This window comes from Rhodococcus sp. G-MC3 (assembly GCF_030063335.1).
In the GTDB taxonomy this organism is placed as follows: domain Bacteria; phylum Actinomycetota; class Actinomycetes; order Mycobacteriales; family Mycobacteriaceae; genus Rhodococcoides.
On sequence record NZ_JASISW010000008.1, the window covers coordinates 22,934 to 40,117 of the forward strand.

The following is a 17,184-nucleotide window of genomic DNA, read 5'->3' on the forward strand; positions in this document are numbered from 1 at the left end:
TTACCTAGGGTTAGTATTTGTAGAGTGCCCACTGCGACCCCCATGTTTGCTGCGCTGAGAACGCGCAACTATCGATTGTGGGCTTCGGGTCAAATCGTCTCGCTCGTCGGAACGTGGATGCAGCGCGTCGCTCAGGATTGGCTGGTCCTGACCCTTTCCGGCGGAAACGGTTTCGCAGTAGGAATCGTCATGGCGCTTCAGTTCGGTCCCACGCTGCTGCTGTCCGTGTGGGGCGGTGTGCTGGCCGATCGGTACGACAAACGCAGACTTCTGATGATCACGCAGGCGTTCGCTGCTGTGTGTGGGTTGGTTCTCGGGCTTCTCGATGTCGGAAACATCGTCGAGTTGTGGCACGTCTACGTCATCGCGTTCGTGTTGGGTTGTTCGTCGGCGATCGATGCACCTGTCCGGCAGTCGTTCACCATCGAGATGGTCGGCAAGGAGACTCTCTCCAACGCAATCGCGTTGAACTCCATGACGTTCAACATGGCCAGGATAATCGGTCCTGCTGTCTCGGGTGTGCTCATCACTCTGATCGGTACCGGTTGGGTGTTCCTGATCAACGCTTTCTCGTTCACTGCGGTGTTCGGCGCATTACTGGTCATGCGAACTGCCGACCTGTTTCGAGTCGAACGCGCGCCGCGGGCGAAGGGACAAGTTCGGGCAGGATTCGAGTACGTCCTCGGCAGACCGGATTTGCGTGTGCTTCTCGCCACCGTCTGTGTCGTGTCCACGTTCGGACTGAACTTCCCTCTGAGCTTGGCGGTGTTGGCTCGCAACTCGTTCGGCTCCGGCGCCGACGCCTACGGGTTGCTGTCGACGATGCTCGCCGTGGGCACCCTTGCCGGGGCCACTCTTGCTGCTCGTCGCGCACAGGCACCGAGGTTACGATTGTTCGTCGGAGCGGTCATCGGGTTCGGGATCTTCGAGCTGCTCGTCGGTCTCATGCCGAACGCCGTGCTCGTGGCAGTGCTGCTGATTCCCACCGGCGCTCTCACGTTGACGTTCACGACGTCGGCGATGAACATTCTGCAGATGTCGGTGCCGTCGGAGATGCGTGGCCGCGTCATGGGGATCTACATGTTGTGTTTCCTCGGTGGTACCCCGATCGGAAGCCCGGTGCTCGGCTGGCTCGCCGACGTTCTCGATCCACGGGCACCCCTACTGTTCGGCGGGGTGGTCTCGCTTGCGACCGGACTGGTCGCGGCGGTGTACCTCCTGCGGCACAACAATCTCAGGCTCAGCGTCACTCGGCCCGCGCCCGGCCATCGGCTGCCGGCTCTCGAAGTCCTTCGGGCCTAGCCTTCGAGCCCAGTTCGGAGCGGTGCCACCACCCAAAGTGTTGTGTTATCGCAAAAGCTTCCGTAGTGTTGTGACAAGACAACATCCGGACCGATCGAACTGAAAGGCCGAACCATGAAACTCGGAACCATCGTCGCACTGATCGCCGCAATCGTCGCCATCGTTCTCGTGGTCGCGGGTGCTCCGGTTGCCGCAGCAATCGCTATTGCCATCGTTGGCGGCCTCGCCGGCGCAGCGCTGAGCAAGACGCGTAGTCGCGGTACTGCTGTCGGTATCCGCTGACCCTGCGGACCGCCGTCTACACCGAACATCACGTCATCGGCTTGCCGTTGGTTCGGTGCGCCTTCCCTCGTTTTGAAAGGAGTGCTCCATGAGCACTGTTCTGATCGTCATCATCGTTTTGCTTCTCGCCTTCGGCGTGTACCTCGGCGTCAATCAGCAGCGCAAGAACAAACGGTAAGCCCCCGTGAGCGACGTTGCGGACGTCAGCGCTGGAATGTCGACGTTCTCGACACCCGTCGAAACCGATCAATGGTGGCATTTCAAGTGTAGGACGGCCGCCGGAGTCGCCCGGTGGGCATCGCCACGACGTCCTGACGACCAAGGGTCGGGGGAGGGCAAGGTCGTCGCAGAATCTCTCCTTGCTCGACCGGGCGCACGTCGGATCGGCGACGACTCTCCGTCCGATCTTCTCGGTTCGGCTGTGGCTGTGGCCTTCCATCCGTCGGGTGATCGTGTTGCCTACGTGAGCGATTCGAGTGGAACCGAACATCTCCGTCTGTATGTGCGATGGATCGATCAACCCGGTCACGACGAAGTCTTCGCCGATTCTGTCTCGCACTCCCTGTGCTGGGGGGTCGGCGATCACGCCGATCACCTCTACTTCTGTAAGATCGACGACACCCTGCGGCCGTATGCGGTGGCGCGCACGACCGCTAGCGGTGACACGAAAGATGTTCTCGTCGAACATGATCCCGAACGATCGGTCCGCGTCGCACGCTGCGTTACCGGTGATGCCCTCGTCGTGCACTCGGCGTCCGCGGTCTCGACACACGTTCATGCAGTGGACGACACCGGGACGGTCGCCCGATTCGCCGGGCCTGACCGCTCGGACGCGCGATGGCACATCGATACTGTGTTCGCAGACAACGGAACCCGCCGCTGGATCGCGTTGGCAGACAACGGCCAGGACGGACGCTTTCGGGTGATGACGGCGACGGGAGTTCCCGGTGACGAATGCTGGACTATCGTGTACACGCCGAAAGAGAACCACATTCGTGCGCTTCACTCTCGCGGAACCCATGCGCTCGTCGAAGAAGTAGGACCCGAGGGTGAGCGGTACATGTTCGTCAGTGCAGACGGAACGGCACACGTGGTGCAGCGCACCGATATCTGGAACGGGCGCCCCGCACGGTACGTCCTCGACCTCTCGTCCGCGGGTGATACGACGTCGTTCACGGTGTCGACGCCTCTCGACCCGCCGTTCGTCGTCGACGTCGATGGTGCAGGTCGCGCCCGTCGCCGCACGCCTGAAACATCACACACTTACGAAATGACCCAGATCGGCGCGGTAGCGCCCGATGGACTGTCGGTGCCGGTGACAATGCTACGTCGCCGCGGGGCTGACTGGGGTGCTCCGTGCGCAGTCGAGGTGTACGGCGCGTACGGCGTCGAACTCGGTCGTCAGTTCGATCCGACCGTCACCCAGTTGCTCGACGCAGGAATCGTAGTGGCCATCGCGCATGTTCGCGGTGGATCGGAGCGCGGACCAGGATGGCATGCGCTCGGAATCGGTGCAGGAAAAGAGGATTCGGTATCGGACTTCCTCGCGTGCCTAGAGGAGATCGGTCGTCACCTCTGGGTCGACCCACGCAGGGTCGCTGCGTGGGGCACGAGTGCAGGCGGAACGATAGTCTGCGCCGCAATCAACCGAGCACCACACCTGATGTTCGCCGCAGCACTGGACGTTCCCTTCGTCGATCCACTCGGCACCCTCAGCGACGACAAGGCACCGCTCGCACTGCGAGATCGCGCGGAGTGGGGTGACCCCGTGCACGACGCGATGGTCCTTGCCGCAATGCAACGCTATTCGCCCTTGCAGAATGCAGGCCCCGGACCTCATCCAATACTGCGGGTCACGGCGGGACAGCACGATCCGCGGGCGCCGCTCGCGGATATCGAGCGCTGGCTGGACCGGTTGGGCGAGGTGGACGTCGTCCGAGTGATCACCGAGAGCGGCCACACCGGAGATCGCGCAGGAACAGTCCAGTGGCTCACCGAACTTCTCGCGAAGACGCGGGACCACGACGCAACCATGAGGAGGGTGTCATGAGGACCGCGACAGGCGAGCCTGGAGTCCACCGGACGGAGGCTGCGCCGCAACCGGCGCAGGCCCCGCTGGGCGACCATGTGATCGACGTCCGCGGATTGCGCCGACGGTACGGCGGTCCCGACGGATTCGAGGCGGTCCGCGGTATCGACTTCCATGTCGATGCAGGCGAACTGTATGCGCTGCTCGGCACCAACGGTGCAGGAAAGACTTCCACACTCGAAGTGATCGAGGGTCTGTCGCCGTCGAGTGACGGTTCGGTTCGGGTGCTCGGGATGGATCCGTGGACCTCACGCCGCGAGGTGCGTCCCTACATGGGAATCATGTTGCAGTCCGGCGGATTTCCGAGCAATCTCACCGTTCGCGAGACTGCGCAGATGTGGTCGGGAACGCTTGCGGTGAGTCGGCCGGTCGACGAGGCGCTCGAGATGGCAGACGTCGCCCATCGAGCAGATGTGGTGATCAGCCAGCTGTCGGGCGGCGAACGCAGGCGACTCGACCTCGCAATTGCCCTGCTCAATCGACCGCGGGTGTTGTTCCTCGACGAACCGACCACGGGTCTGGATCCGGAGAGTCGTCGAAACCTGTGGTCCCTCATCACCGATCTGAAGAACGACGGCACTGCCATCGTCCTGACGACGCACTACCTCGACGAGGTCGAATCGCTCGCCGACCGGCTCTCGATCATGCACCGAGGTGTGATCCGGGTGCAGGGTACACCGGCGGAAATAGTCGCAGGCGAGCCGTCGACAATCAAGTTCGCAACTGTCGACGGTGTTTCCGAAGCGGTCGGAACGTCGGCGTCGGTACATGATTCGAACGGTCGGACCACTGTGACCACCCATGATCTGCAGTCGACGTTGACCGACCTACTCGACTGGGCGCGCCGCTCCGAGACGTCTCTGGCCGAACTGGACGCGCGCAGCGCATCTCTCGAGTCTGTCTTCTTGTCCTTTGTCGACAACGACCCCGGCATCCTCGACACCCCGAACCCCGCACAGGACGGAGCAATGTCATGAGTACACCCTCGTTCGCTGGGGTTGAACTGGACCGTAAGCCGGTCTCGAGCACAGCCCGGATGTCGTCGCTGGTCGGCGGTGAAACGAGGCTGTTGCGTCGCAACAAATTGATGTTGTTCAACGCGTTCGTGATGCCGATTTTGCCGTTCCTGCTGCTGATTCCGATGAGGCTGAACGACAAGCTCGATCAAGAGCAGACAATGTTGTTCGTGTCGATTTCACTCGCGCTCATCTTGCTGTTCGTCATCTATTACAACGTTCTCTCGGCTGCAGTTGCCCGACGAGACGAGTTGGTGCTCAAACGATTACGAACAGGTGAGGCGTCGGACAAGGAAATTCTGACGTGCCTGGCGCTGCCGTCGATGGCAATCGGGGTCATTTTGTTCGTCGCCATGACGCTCGTCGCCTGGTTGGTGCTTGGGCAGGCGCCGCCGATAAACCCGGTACTGCTGGCCGTGTCAGTGCTGGGCGGATCGCTGCTGTTCGTTCTGCTGGCATTGGTGACGACGACGTTCACCAAGAGTTCGGAGGCAGCGCAGATCACCAGCTTGCCGATCGTTCTCGTCTCGATGCTGGGCGTGGGATTCGCATCGGTGGACTGGATGCCCGAGTGGGCCCAGCTTGCGACTCGCTTCACGCCGATGTCACCGGTGTCGGAATTGTTCCGGCTCGGGTGGGGTGGTGAGATGTACGACGGCACGGTGGTCGGTTTTATCGACAGCTTCGTGGGTTCGTGGCAACCGCTGGCAATTCTGGTCGGTTGGATCGTTCTTGCCGCAGGCTGTGCGCTCACGTATTTCCGTTGGGAACCCCGCGGCTGAGCAGTCGAGCAGCGTCGGCGGTGTCGGTGTGCACGGCCGCCATGGCTTCGCTCAGGTGTGTCCACTTGTCGGTGAGATCGCCGGTAGCCGATTCGAAACGTGCAAAATCCAACAGGTGCAGTGCCATTCGGAGAACTGCAGTGCGAACGGTCCCGGCGAGTATCGCCGGGTCGTCCGCGGTCACAAGTGTGCTCATCAGTGCGTCGAGTCGCTCGTTCGCCTGTAGCCCGGCGATGCTGCGTCGCAACTCGGCGAGTTCGCCCAGAAGCATTCCGCGATCGTGCCCAGGACCGGCAACGCCGATACACTCGCTGCTCAGCAGGTCCACAGCGGGGGAGTCCCTGCCGGGGACAGGGAACACCGTGCCAAGGCCGAAGTCGCCGAAACATGGGGTGGTCCCACTGGATGCGTCGAGCAGTGTCCGGAGATCGCTGCGCCAGTTCGCGCCCAACTGGTGCTGCGCGCCTGTCGGTTCTGGTCCGTCTTCCAGATGCCACGCAAGTCGCCGTAACGTAGCAGGCGCTGCTCGCGTGTGCACGTCGGGCACCCGCACAGGCAACTCGACCAGCAATTCGCCGAGATCGTTCACCGCGGTGGCCAACGCTTCCACAGCAGCATCGATCTGGGGTTCGATGTTCGACGTCAGCCACCTCGAGGCCGCGGCGGGGCCGTCGGTGAACGTCAGGGCTGCATCGCGAAACCACACGGGACAGCGCACCGTGGTCGCTCGCTTCTCCCACGAGCCTACGACTGTCGGTAGCTGTGACGACGGGGCGAGCCACGTGGTTCGCTCTACGGCGAAAGCGCTACCGAGATCACGAATGATCAGTTCCACGTTGGCATTCGACGCATGGCCGATGATGCCTCGCGCGCCCCACTGCTCGGCCGAGGACGGTCCGGGGCCACCCAGCGCGATATCGACTGCAGCGGGGAACGATGCGGGAGCGTGGGCGTCGCGTCGACGCGTCTGAGTACTGATCGCGTCGGCGGTGGGCAGAACGGCAACGGCGGGTCTGCGGTGAAGAGTCTGGACTGCGCTCACATACGCAGGCGCGCTGTCCCCTCCGGGTGGCAGTGCAGGAGCGAGAACGATCGGTGCCCCGGCCACCTGAAGCGCGAGCATTGCAGGTGTGTCCGCATTACCCGACGCGAGCCGGGTGACGAAGGAAAACGTTGCCGGGTACACGAGTACGGCGTCGGCCCACTGTGACCATTCGACGTGCGGCGAGTGCCCCTCTCCGAGAGTGTCCCACTCGTCTACCCACACCGCATCCGAGGAGAGCGCGAGCAACGCTGTGCGAGAGACGAACTTAGCGGCGGATCTGGTCAGCACCATGCGTATCTCGATGTCCGGCCGGAGCTGCTGAAGCGACGTCAGATGAAACGGGACGAACGAGGCGCTCACCGAACCCGTGACCACCCACAGGAGTCGTCGGGCACGTGCGGCGCCGTTCGATGCGGGTGCGTTCGCTTTCGGTCCGCTCATACAAGTGTTTCCGTCGACTGCCGAAGTGCCCACTCGTGCAGGATGGCGTCGAGGTCTGCACGGACCGCGTCCTCGTCGTTGGTGGTGAAGGCCGCACCTGCAAGATTCAGGGCGACTTCGTCCACGCCGCAGTCCTCCCACTTTTTCAGTTGGTCGACTATGTCCGCTGGTGATCCGAAGCAGTACACCCCTCGCTCGACCAGCAGAGCGGCGTCGACGACGACATCTCCGTCGAGCGGAACTCCGGCTGCTGTCAGCATCTTCCGATAGTGCGGCATGGCAAGATGCATGCGCGAGGCGGTGATGACCTGGTGCAGCGGGTCCCGACCGGGATGGTCGACGATCACGTGCACCACCGCTACTGCTCGCGGCCTCGACGTCCGTCCGGCGGCATCGGCTCCGGTGGCCATCGCGGGGACGAGCTCGTCCCGAATGAATTCGGGCGGGGTCAACCACGTGACGGCCGCATCGCAGTAACGTCCGGCGACTCCGGCCATTCCCGATCGCAGCACACCAGCCGCGATCTCGACGTGGGCAGGTGATTCGAGGGGCGGCAAATCTGCTGTGACGGTGTAGTACTCGCCCGAACGACGAGCGCTGCCCTTCGAAATCAGCTCGCGGACCGAGGACAGGTACTCGGCCATGGCGGTCAGGGGAGACCGGTAGGGCTCGCCACGTAGACCGGCCTGAAATCGCCGCGACCCGGCGCCGAACCCCGCGACGTGAGTTCGGCCGGTACGCAGCGCAACCGAGCGCGCCTGCACTGCAGCGTCCACAGGGTGGCGAAGCGGCGCGAGTGTCACCGCCGTGCCGGTGTCGATTCCGTCGAGAGTCGACAGCAGCTGGTGGGGTTCGACGACCATCGACTGTCCGAGCCACAGTCGTCCGTCGTGCCCGTCACGGAGTGGCCCGACATATGGTTCGATCTCCGAAGCGGAGCGCGGTGAATGCGGAACGAAAATCGACAACCTCACGGGCGGGTCTTCCGGTAGCGGCTGATCACCCGAGCCGGTGCGTCCCCGAGTGGTTGCTCTGCCCAGCCGGAGTGACGAACGACGAGCTCGGCACCGGCGAGTTCGGCCATCAGGTCGAGCTCCGGCGGCCACACGTAGCGGAAGGGCTCGTTGATCTTCTCCAGCCCGTCCGGTCCGATGATCGTATGGGCGTACAGCATCATCTGATCGGTTTTGCGTGTGAACGATGCGGTGACCATCAACCGGGTCTCGGACACCGCGTTCATGCTGACCGGCGAACCCTGTGGGACATCGGGAATGGATGCAGGCCAAGTCGTGTCGACGATGAGCAGGCCGTTGTCGGTCAGGTGCGCTACAGCTCGCTCGATCGCTGCCTTCTGCAGCTTTTGGTTGGGCAGTGCGTAGAGGGAATCGGCGAACATGACGACGATGTCGAATGTCGCGCCGAGCTCGAAGTCCGTCATGTCAGCTTCAACGCTGGTGACTCGACCCTCCGACTTCTCGTCGAGACGCGCAAGCATGTCGACGGAGATGTCGAGGCCCGTGACCGACACGTCACGTTCGGCCAGCGCGAGCGCCAATCTCCCTGTTCCCACTCCGAGTTCGAGGATCGACCCGCCAGGGGCGAGCCCGGCGAGCGAGTCGACGGCCGCCGTGACATCCGGGCCCGGCGGATACAGAGAGTCGTACTGCTCAGCGAACTTTCGGCCGTACTCGGTTGCGTCGAACATAGGCAGGTGGTCCTCCCGGTGTCGCGTGCTCAGGGTGTGTGGTTGCCGCGTGGTGTGTCGTTGTTGAGCGCTGGGTTGTCGGGTTGGATGTTGGCATCGAGAAAAGCGCGGTGCACGCGGACGAGCACGTCGGAGACTTCATCGCCGTCATGACCGCTTTCGAGTATTCCGGTGGCAAGCGCAAAACATCGGTGTTCTCCGAAACTCATGCGGCTCATGCCGGGTCGCGCGTCGCGTGGTTCCTCGGCGGTACCGATACCGTGGGCGACCGATTCGGTGAACAGGGAGGACGACGACCCCACCGGCATTCCGCCTGCAACCAATTCGCCGAGGATGCCCGCTACCCGCTGTCTCAGGTCGGGGTTGTCATCGACGTAGATGACCATCGAATCGGAGCGCGGGTAGGTCCGGTGCGTCGATCCGACCTTCGCGCGGTACCGAATTCCTGCTGATTCGAGCGCATCGAGAGTGTGCCGCCAGACGAGGGGCGCGTCGTCGCGAGAATCGATTGCTAGATAGAACCGGCGGATGCTGCCGGCGCGTAACAGACGCCCAACCGACGAATCCGCCAACCAGAAACCCGGGGAGAGAGCTGGACGGGTCGATGGGATCGTGACGGCTCTGCCGTCGATCCTCGTGTCCCCGATCCCGGTGTCCCCGATCCTCGTATGTTCGATCTTCGTATGTTCGGGCAACCGGACTCGGACCCCGTCGAGGACGACGATCGAGCCGTCGGGATCGTGGTCGTCCACGACGGTGACGAGCGCGATGGTGGTCTCGTGTGGAGTGTGCGCCGAAAGTACCTTCTCGAACGCGGGGTCACGGTGTGGATCGGAGTCATCGTCGGTCGATTCGCGACGAATGTGCCAGCTGCTGTACAGGTGTCCGGACAGCAGCTGGCGCAGGTCCCTGAGCGTCTCGGCGTTCAGCTCGGTGCCGTCGATCGTGACGGATACGGCAGTGCGGTCGATTCGAATGTCGGATAGACGCTCGACGATCGCCGGTGAGAGGGGAGCCGTCGCGGTCATGATGGCCGTCCGGTCGGGATCGCTTCGAACGTTGCGCTGAAGCGGACGGGGTCCATCGTTGCTGCCCGCCCGATACCCGCCGCAGCCCGGTGCACACTCAGCAGTCGATTTCGGTCCTTGCCTGCCGCCAACAGTCGGTCGAACATGTGCCATCCCACCCACGCCGTTGCGCGAGTGGTCAGATCGGAGTCGAGATGTTCGGTGACACTTCGGTACCCGTTCCAGAACTCGGTGAACGCCGGGCGTTGGGCGTCGAGCGCATCAGTACCGCGATCGAGGATGGTCTCGTGGGTGAGATCGGCATCGAGTGCGAAGTCTCCCGACCAATCCTTGATTATCGACAACACTGCGCGGTACGTCAGATCGCCGAGAAGCGCCCCGATGTCGCGCGCGGGGTCGCCGAGTCGGAAGTCCTCGAAATCGGTGAGGTAGACCGAGGTCTCGTCGAGGAGCACCTGGTCCAGTCGCATGTCACCGTGGATGGGGCGCTGGGGTGCAGCGGCCTCTTGGGCGCGGAGGTCGGCGAGAGCGTCGAGCAACGGACGGTCTGACTGCATCAGCGACCATGCTTCCAGTTCGCCGGCGCTGCACTGCGTCCAGTACCTCAGTGGCAACGCGCGAAGTGAACCGAGCGGTGGGAATCGGTGCGGGGTGACCGGAATCGAATCGATTCCCTCCGCCGCAGAGTGAAACACCGCCAACTGGCGGCCGACGACCTCGAACTTCGTGGCATCCATGTCGCGTTCGTCGAACGTAGCGGCGAGAGTGCGTGCGTCGGGAACCAACTCGTAGACCAGAATTCCGTGCTCGTGACTCGATGCCAGCAGCGTGGGAACACCTGCCGAGTGCATGGAGGCACGATTGATGCGGGCGAAGTTTTCGAATTTCATGGTGTGGTCGAATCCGGTGTTCGACGGATCGGGATCGACCAGCTTGACGAACAGGCCGACGCCGCTGTCGGTGTGGACAGCAACGTTGGTGTTTCGCCCCGACAGGACGTGTGCGGAGTCGATGACGGCCGTGCCCAGATTCGCGTCGCTGAGTACATCTGCGAAACTGGTCGACTCGAGCAGGGCGCGAGCGCGAGAATCGAGCGCGGCGGGAGACTTCGGGACGTCGGGGCTCACGCGAAATCGTCATCCGCGTCGAACTCGACGTCCTCGAACTCGCTGTCGTCGATATCGACAAAGAGGGGTAGATCGGTCCTGCGCCGCACAAGCTCGATCTGAGCGACGACACTCGGTACCGAGAGCGACGTCAGCGTGATTCCCACCAGCACGTACCCCGATCGATCAAGGATCGCGTGGAACAGTGCGCCGTCTCGATCGGCCGAGATGATGAGCAGGACGGAAAGGATCGCGGCGAGCGAGCACAGGGTGGTCAGGCCCCACCACGATGCACTGTTGCGAATGCCGATTTCGCGCTCGTCCAAATCGTTTTCGCTTGTTTCCATGACCGTCTTGCCGGTGTGAGTTGCGGCTGTCCAGACTGCAATGTGGGCCACTAACACAGCGATCCACGCGATCTGATCAACGGCCACGTCCACGAACAGCGGAATCACGATCAACAGTACGGCCAGAGCCGACCTCAGATACAAAAGGCCCGAAGTGGTCTTGGCGTTGTCGGGCAGCGTCGGCACGATCGGGGATGTTACCCGTCGAAAGCATCGAATGTGAGGCGAGTCAGTGAGTTCCAGTGCGATTGCTGTTGACGGTGTCGGCAAGGCCGAACAGTTCGATGAGGGGAACGTCGAGCGCGTCGGCGATCAACAGTGCGAGGTACAGGCTCGGAGAGTACGAACCGCGCTCGAGCGCACCGATGGTTTGCACATTGACATCGATGGTGGCAGCGAGTTCCGCTCGCGAAATCTTGGCGTGTGCACGAAAGCGCCGCAGGTTGTTGTACATGGGGCGCCGTGCTTCTCCGGCTACGGGCATCCTGGCGTCTGTCCTCCCATCTCGTCTCGACGAACCTTGATCCCGAATTTCCCCGGGCATTGTGTTGTCAGAACAGTGTAGTACGGGTCTCGACCGGCGCAGCCTCGGTACAGACCACTGTGCGCGGGAAGAGCCAGGGGTCCTCCCCGGATCTTCCCGCGCGTCGAAGTGTGGAGTGATCAGCAGCTGTGATCGAAGGTGTTGTCGATCGAGACCGCGGAGATTGCCGAGGCTGCGGAGATGCATGCGGGCGATGTGCGGGCGGTGGTGTCCGCTGCGGCCGAGTGGTTGATCTCCAGTGCGCTGGTGTAGGTGCTGTAGTTGGCGATGAGGTCGCGTGCGTTGGCCATGACGAAGAACCTTTCGTTGATGATTCGCTTGTGCAGAAATGAAGTCAGAGATTGTGCCGAGAAAAGGTCGTATCAGCAGCTGTGATCGAAGGTGTTGTCGATCGAGACTGCGGAGATTGCCGACGCTGCGGAGATACATGCGGGCGATGTGCGGGCGGTGGTGTCCGCTGCGGCTGAGTGGTTGATCTCGAGTGCGCTGGTGTAGGTGCTGTAGTTGGCGATGAGGTCGCGTGCGTTAGCCATGAGAAATGATCCCTTCGATGGATTTCTACGGTGGTGTGCTGCGCTGACGGTGTTCTTCGCTCTGGATGGATCTAGCGGTCGGTGCGGGAGGAGTCTTGGCTGCCGTTACGCCGATTGTCGAAGTAAGCCGGGAGCGTCGACGGCGAATCAACCGCAAACCCGATGCTGCCCAGAAGGTCCGCATCGGTGACGTGCAGATCGAGGGTTCCGTTCAGTTCGATCGTGTTCAGCGACATCGTGACGAACCTTCCTTCGGTGTACTCGTACACTGTTTTCGGGTTTCGATCCGTTCTGTTTTCGCAACACCCAAGTTGCCACCAATGTTTTGAAAACGCAACACTTTGAGAAAAATCCACAGCAGAGAGGGCCTGTTCGGAGGCTGATTTGTTGTGTTCTGGCAACTTCACCAGCGGATTTGCTCAGATGTGATGTGCATCACAATCGAGGTCGTCGTTCTGCCTCGATCGTGCTCATCTCAGCGGGCCTAGCTCTCAGAAGGCCCAGCTTTCAGAAGGCCCAGCTCTCAGAAGGCCCAGCCCATCACCGATGCGCGGTCGGTTGCGAACGCGACGTCCACGGTGTGGAGTGCGTCGTCGTCGCGGGTCCACAGGCGAGACGCCGCGGCGAACCTGGTCGCCCTGTGGGTCCCGAAGTACAGGGCCGAGAGCACGTCCAGCTTGAGTGTGGCGTCGGGAGCTGCTTCGGTTCGGGTGACCGTCGCCTTTCCCGCCGAGATCGTGACGTCGAATTTTCCGCCTGCATCGAGGAACGAGTCCTCCACTTCGAGTACGAACTGCGCGTCGACTCCGTACGTTCGGGCTTCGAGAGCGGCCTTCACGTCCATGATTCGGCACCAGAGCGCGTCGTGGTGGTTGGTGATCTTCGGGAGTCGGTTGTTCGTCAGCAGAAACGGCAATGCCTCGTCGGGGGCCTGGCTGACCTCGATGGTGTTGACGAGGTCGATTCCGGCGAGGACCTGCCACATCTCGGCATACGCCCGATCGGTGACCGCGATGAATTCCTGGACGACGATCTTCGACTCGGTCGGGCTCCGGCGATAGGCGACGTATCCGTCGGCGTGCGCGATGAAGAACAGCTCGGTGAGCCCGTGCCGACGGTTCTCCCGGTCGGCGAAGAAGCGCTCCCAGCGGATCGGCGGCTTCGGCTGCGCACCCGCGGTCCTGTGCTGCCAACGCTGATAGATCTCGGGCAGCAGGGTCGACGCCTCGGCGGATTCGATGAGGCGGACACCGGTGACCGGCGGAATCTCGGACTGGAACTGAGCGAACCGTCGGTCGAGCACGACATAGTGTTCTTCCGTCGCGGGACCGTAGCCGAATCGGCCGTAAATCGTCGCTTCGCTTGCCGTCAGCAGCGACAGCGGCGCACCAGCTTCTTGCAGCGTGCGGTGCTGCTGGGTGAACATGCGGCGCAGAATTCCGCGCCTGCGGTGGGTAGGCGCCACCGACACCCACGAGACACCCGACGCCTCGACCTGAGCTCCACCGGGAACCGTCACCGACATTGGGAAATGCATCGCGACGCCCACCGGCGTGTTGCCGTCCCACGCCATCACGACATGCCGAGAGCTCGTCAGGATCTGCGTCTCGGCGAGGTCCTCGGAGTTCTGGTGCTCGCCGAAAGCATGGGCGTCGAGAAGCGCGACTGCATCCCAATCGTCGTCGGTGGCAGTCCTGATGGTGATCGTGTCTTCGGTAGTCATCATCGTCGAGCTTTTCATACGGATGGGAAGATGGGCACGTGGTACACGTAATCGACATCGACGACTCCGCCGATCCGCGGCTCGACGACTTCCGCGATCTCAATTCCTCGGACCGTCGCCCCGACCTTCCCGAGGGCAAGGGGCTGGTCATAGCCGAAGGCGTTCTCGTCGCCGAGCGGCTGCTGTCGTCGAGGTTCGAGGCCATCAGTCTCCTCGGCGTCGACCGTCGCCTGAACGAACTCGGTTCACGGCTCGACGAGGTGGACGTGCCGTTCTATCGCGCGAGCGCCGAGGTCATGGCCGACGCTATCGGCTTCCACCTCAATCGCGGTGTGCTTGCCGCGGCGCATCGGCCACCGGAACTCGCCCTTGCCGACGTCTTGAAGGGAGCCAAGACGGTCGTTGTGCTCGAGGGCATCAACGATCACGAAAATCTCGGATCGATGTTCCGGAATGCCGCCGGTCTCGGTGCCGACGCCGTCCTGTTCGGTGCGGCGTGCGCCGACCCGCTGTATCGACGGGCTGTTCGGGTATCGATGGGGCACGTGTTACGCGTTCCGTTCGCGCGGGTTCCCGACTGGCCACGAGGGCTGCAAATACTGCGGGACAACGGTTTTCAGACTATTGCCCTCACACCCAATCCATCAGCGATGACTCTCGCGGAGGCGATGACGGGGGAGAAGGTCGCGCTGCTCCTCGGAGCAGAGGGGCCGGGACTCACCGAGCACGCGATGCGAGCAACCGATGTTCGCGCACGGATACCGATGGCGCCGGGAACCGACTCGCTCAACGTCGCCACCGCTGCCGCCATGGCGTTCTACGAACGAGTGCGCGTGTAATGACCGACAAGACAGCAGCGCCCAGGACTGCGCGGATCAAGACAGCGCGGATCGAGACAGCAGCGACGGATCGCGATGTTCTTTACACCGGAATTCCGGTCGCAGTCTTCGCTGCGGTCCTCGTCGGCGCAGCTCTGCTGGCGTTCGGTCGCGAACTTGCCGACATCAATGCGTTTTTGGCGATCGGGATAAACCTGATCGTCGTCGGCGGCGCAGCCCCCACGGTGCTGCGATGGCGTCGGGCACCGGTGTGGAGGTGGCCCGTCTACGGCACGTGCGTAGGCGGGGTCGTCAGCTTCGTGGTTCTGGGGATTTCCGTCGTAACCAACGCTTGATGGATCGCTCGGCAGGCGCCGGCTGGGCGGGCTGCGCCGGTTCCGGCTGGACCACCTCCGGTGGCCGCTGCCCTGGCGGGTAGATCGTGAATCCGCACACGGGAAGTGAATCGGGATCGAACTCACCACCGCGCGGAGCGCCGGTGTACCTGAAGCCGAGCCATTCGGCGTTCGCGGCTTCGGCGAACTCCTGTGGATGGAAAGGCAGCGACTGCGGATCCGGAAGCACACCCGGCGGATACACGAGGGGGTGTTCACCTGCCCAGAAGGGGCGTTCCCAGACCAGCGGGAGCCCGGAGTCTTCGTAGATGTAGATCGGTGTCGCACTGAAGGATCGGCCCATGACGCCGCGCTCCCAGTAGGCGAATGCGCCCCATGCCGTTTCCGGGTCGGTCGCAACGAGGTAGGTGTGTTCGGACGCCAAGAGGCCAGTCCAAGATTCGGGGAGAAGCGATGGCTTCGCGAGCGACAGCCCCGCCGTGCAGACAACAGTGACGCCTGGATAACACCCGACGAACACCTCGTTCGGGGAGGCACCCGCAAAGTCCGAGATCGGCGCATGACGTGTCGCTACCGCAACCTGGTCCGGAAACAAGCGTGCTACGAGGGCTGCCGATGCGTCCCAGTTCGGGGTCGTCGAGTCCCGTAGCACCGAGATCGGATCAGGAGCGTCGATGTACCAGATTGTTGACGCTTTGGCCCCCACTCCCCGCACCCTTTCTCGACCAGCTTCAGCTGATCAGGATCAATTGTGGCCGCTGCTGCGGACACCCAACAGCACATCTTCCCACGACGGCATCGCAGGCTTGCCCTTCTTGTCCTTTTTAGGAGCTGGGGCGGCCTCATGTTTGGGTTCTTCCACAGAGGTGGACGCTTCTTCCTCGACGTCACCGCCCCGTTCGCTGTCGGCGGTGGTGCCGTAATAGTCGTCGAAGGATTGTTCGGAAGGCGCAAATTGCAGGGACTGCTCAGGCTCCTCCGGCGGGGCCACCTCGATGGCGCGGACCGGAGCGAGGCCCCGCAACTGTCGACCGAAGTCCGGGTCGACAAGTTCGGAGGCTGCGTCGTCCAGTGGAGTGATGGTGCCGCCGTGGCCGTCGGGAAGGAACTGCCAGTGCGCCTTGTTGGTGGTTCGGCCCGCCTGCCACTTCAGCTGGGCGACCCATTTGTTGTCCTCGTCGCGCCACGCGTCCCACGACGCGTCGGCCAGGTTGTGGCCGCGGGCGCGGAAGGCGAGCGCGATGACCTCGGCCAGCGTCTGCACGGCGGGGCCGTCGTGACGGATGGGGTGTCCTGCCTGCGCCAGCGATGCCGCTTGTGACCGCTCGAGTAGGACCGGGTGCGCAAAAATCTCGACGCGGCTCAGCGCCATACCGGAATCGTTCGCAACCTGTTCGACAGTGGCGCCTGCGCGAATTCGAGCCTGGATTTCTTTCGGTCGAAGCAAGCTGTCCATTTCGATCTCAATCTGTCCTAGTCGAGCGATGTCACCGCGAGAGGCCGCGCGGAGCTTGTCGTCGGCCGGAAGCCGAAATTTGTCGCCGGTTTTAGGATCCGCACAGACTACGAATTGCCCGTCGGGTTCGAGACCGACCACGCGTAGATCTCGCACCCTGACCTCCTCATCGCGCCGACTCGCGATATCGTCTTGCTCGACTGTAATCCACTCGTGATCTTCGGAGTGTGTCCGACACGCGTGTCTTCGGTGTCGGAGCCCCGGTGTCAAAGACTAGTCATTGCAGCGGTGGGGCACACACGGATCGTCGTCGATCGATGAGATTGACTGAGAAACAAGGCTTTCCATCGCGCCGGGGATGAGGGCTCCGAGAGTGAGGCCGATCGACAGCGCGGCGACGTGACCGAATGCCGTGAACGACGGGTCGGCGGGCGTAGAGAGCGAATCATCGAACCTGCGCCCACTGCTGCGGCGTAGCTGACGCCCACGTCGGGATGGTGACGCGGAGTCGGAGGATGGGTGACAGAACGCGCCACGGTGTACGAAAAAGCATGGGCGCTCCCTCCTGGGTGCTTACACTTGCGAACTACTTGCCAGTGTAAGCAGAGAAG

The 17,184-nt window shown here is 62.8% G+C and carries 20 protein-coding genes; 7 read left to right on the forward strand and 13 right to left on the reverse strand.

From position 1 onward, the window contains the following. The first annotated feature begins 42 nt into the window (after positions 1-42). The 5 genes from QMK17_RS10745 to QMK17_RS10765 all read left to right on the forward strand — a co-directional run bounded on the left by QMK17_RS10745 (position 43) and on the right by QMK17_RS10765 (position 5,471). Positions 43-1,302 carry an MFS transporter gene (locus tag QMK17_RS10745; RefSeq protein ID WP_283509312.1) on the forward strand — a complete coding sequence of 420 codons (1,260 nt, stop codon included), beginning with the start codon at positions 43-45 and terminating at the stop codon, positions 1,300-1,302. Between the two features lie 114 nt (positions 1,303-1,416). Beyond that, positions 1,417-1,584 (forward strand): hypothetical protein, encoded by a 168-nt coding sequence (locus QMK17_RS10750; protein ID WP_283508934.1) that lies wholly within the window; start codon positions 1,417-1,419, stop codon positions 1,582-1,584. Positions 1,585-1,768: 184 nt separating this feature from the next. After that, on the forward strand, positions 1,769-3,634 hold the full coding sequence (locus QMK17_RS10755; RefSeq protein WP_283508936.1) for a prolyl oligopeptidase family serine peptidase: 1,866 nt from the start codon (positions 1,769-1,771) through the stop codon (positions 3,632-3,634). Continuing rightward, complete coding sequence (locus QMK17_RS10760) at positions 3,631-4,650, forward strand: ABC transporter ATP-binding protein (RefSeq protein WP_283508938.1); 1,020 nt, start codon at positions 3,631-3,633, stop codon at positions 4,648-4,650. The genes QMK17_RS10755 and QMK17_RS10760 overlap by 4 nt, the downstream gene beginning before the upstream one ends. Next, complete coding sequence (locus tag QMK17_RS10765) at positions 4,647-5,471, forward strand: ABC transporter permease (protein ID WP_283508939.1); 825 nt, start codon at positions 4,647-4,649, stop codon at positions 5,469-5,471. Before QMK17_RS10760 ends, QMK17_RS10765 begins: the two co-directional genes overlap by 4 nt. Here the strand turns inward: QMK17_RS10765 and QMK17_RS10770 are convergent. From QMK17_RS10770 to QMK17_RS10820, 11 genes are all read right to left on the reverse strand, one after another. Next, positions 5,440-6,957, reverse strand: coding sequence for a flavoprotein (locus tag QMK17_RS10770; protein ID WP_283508941.1), 1,518 nt, complete (start codon positions 6,955-6,957; stop codon positions 5,440-5,442). The two genes, QMK17_RS10765 and QMK17_RS10770, sit on opposite strands and share 32 nt — an antisense overlap. Next, entirely contained in the window at positions 6,954-7,931 is a 978-nt protein-coding gene (locus QMK17_RS10775; RefSeq protein ID WP_283508943.1) for an LLM class flavin-dependent oxidoreductase, read from the reverse strand. The genes QMK17_RS10770 and QMK17_RS10775 overlap by 4 nt, the downstream gene beginning before the upstream one ends. Then, complete coding sequence (locus QMK17_RS10780) at positions 7,928-8,662, reverse strand: class I SAM-dependent methyltransferase (protein ID WP_283508944.1); 735 nt, start codon at positions 8,660-8,662, stop codon at positions 7,928-7,930. Before QMK17_RS10780 ends, QMK17_RS10775 begins: the two co-directional genes overlap by 4 nt. Positions 8,663-8,691: 29 nt before the next feature. After that, positions 8,692-9,690 carry a T3SS effector HopA1 family protein gene (locus QMK17_RS10785; RefSeq protein ID WP_283508946.1) on the reverse strand — a complete coding sequence of 333 codons (999 nt, stop codon included), beginning with the start codon at positions 9,688-9,690 and terminating at the stop codon, positions 8,692-8,694. Beyond that, positions 9,687-10,817, reverse strand: a complete 1,131-nt coding sequence (gene lxmK / locus QMK17_RS10790; protein WP_283508948.1) for a class V lanthionine synthetase subunit LxmK — start codon at positions 10,815-10,817, stop codon at positions 9,687-9,689. Before lxmK ends, QMK17_RS10785 begins: the two co-directional genes overlap by 4 nt. Further along, positions 10,814-11,329 (reverse strand): hypothetical protein, encoded by a 516-nt coding sequence (locus QMK17_RS10795; protein WP_283508950.1) that lies wholly within the window; start codon positions 11,327-11,329, stop codon positions 10,814-10,816. Before QMK17_RS10795 ends, lxmK begins: the two co-directional genes overlap by 4 nt. A gap of 43 nt (positions 11,330-11,372) precedes the next feature. Next, positions 11,373-11,627: a helix-turn-helix transcriptional regulator gene (locus QMK17_RS10800; RefSeq protein ID WP_283508952.1), complete on the reverse strand. Its 255-nt coding sequence runs from the start codon at positions 11,625-11,627 to the stop codon at positions 11,373-11,375. 179 nt (positions 11,628-11,806) lie between these two features. After that, positions 11,807-11,977, reverse strand: a complete 171-nt coding sequence (locus QMK17_RS10805) for an LxmA leader domain family RiPP (RefSeq protein WP_181910584.1) — start codon at positions 11,975-11,977, stop codon at positions 11,807-11,809. A 72-nt stretch (positions 11,978-12,049) separates the two neighbouring features. Further along, on the reverse strand, positions 12,050-12,220 hold the full coding sequence (locus tag QMK17_RS10810; RefSeq protein ID WP_181910584.1) for an LxmA leader domain family RiPP: 171 nt from the start codon (positions 12,218-12,220) through the stop codon (positions 12,050-12,052). Between the two features lie 71 nt (positions 12,221-12,291). Further along, positions 12,292-12,456 carry a hypothetical protein gene (locus tag QMK17_RS10815; protein WP_283508956.1) on the reverse strand — a complete coding sequence of 55 codons (165 nt, stop codon included), beginning with the start codon at positions 12,454-12,456 and terminating at the stop codon, positions 12,292-12,294. Between the two features lie 287 nt (positions 12,457-12,743). After that, positions 12,744-13,946, reverse strand: a complete 1,203-nt coding sequence (locus QMK17_RS10820; protein WP_283508959.1) for a GNAT family N-acetyltransferase — start codon at positions 13,944-13,946, stop codon at positions 12,744-12,746. A 35-nt stretch (positions 13,947-13,981) separates the two neighbouring features. Between QMK17_RS10820 and QMK17_RS10825 the strand changes: the two genes are divergently transcribed. Together QMK17_RS10825 and QMK17_RS10830 are read left to right on the forward strand one after the other, a co-directional pair. Next, positions 13,982-14,782 carry a TrmH family RNA methyltransferase gene (locus tag QMK17_RS10825; protein WP_283508960.1) on the forward strand — a complete coding sequence of 267 codons (801 nt, stop codon included), beginning with the start codon at positions 13,982-13,984 and terminating at the stop codon, positions 14,780-14,782. Beyond that, the gene (locus tag QMK17_RS10830) at positions 14,782-15,117 is read left to right on the forward strand and encodes a DUF2537 domain-containing protein (protein WP_283508962.1); all 336 of its coding nucleotides are present in this window, start codon (positions 14,782-14,784) and stop codon (positions 15,115-15,117) included. The genes QMK17_RS10825 and QMK17_RS10830 overlap by 1 nt, the downstream gene beginning before the upstream one ends. Here QMK17_RS10830 and QMK17_RS10835 read toward each other — a convergent pair. Both QMK17_RS10835 and sepH read right to left on the reverse strand, forming a co-directional pair. Beyond that, positions 15,074-15,823: a DUF6928 family protein gene (locus QMK17_RS10835; RefSeq protein WP_283508964.1), complete on the reverse strand. Its 750-nt coding sequence runs from the start codon at positions 15,821-15,823 to the stop codon at positions 15,074-15,076. The two genes, QMK17_RS10830 and QMK17_RS10835, sit on opposite strands and share 44 nt — an antisense overlap. 39 nt (positions 15,824-15,862) lie before the next feature. Beyond that, entirely contained in the window at positions 15,863-16,729 is an 867-nt protein-coding gene (gene sepH, locus QMK17_RS10840) for a septation protein SepH (RefSeq protein ID WP_283508966.1), read from the reverse strand. Between the last annotated feature and the right edge of the window lie 455 nt (positions 16,730-17,184).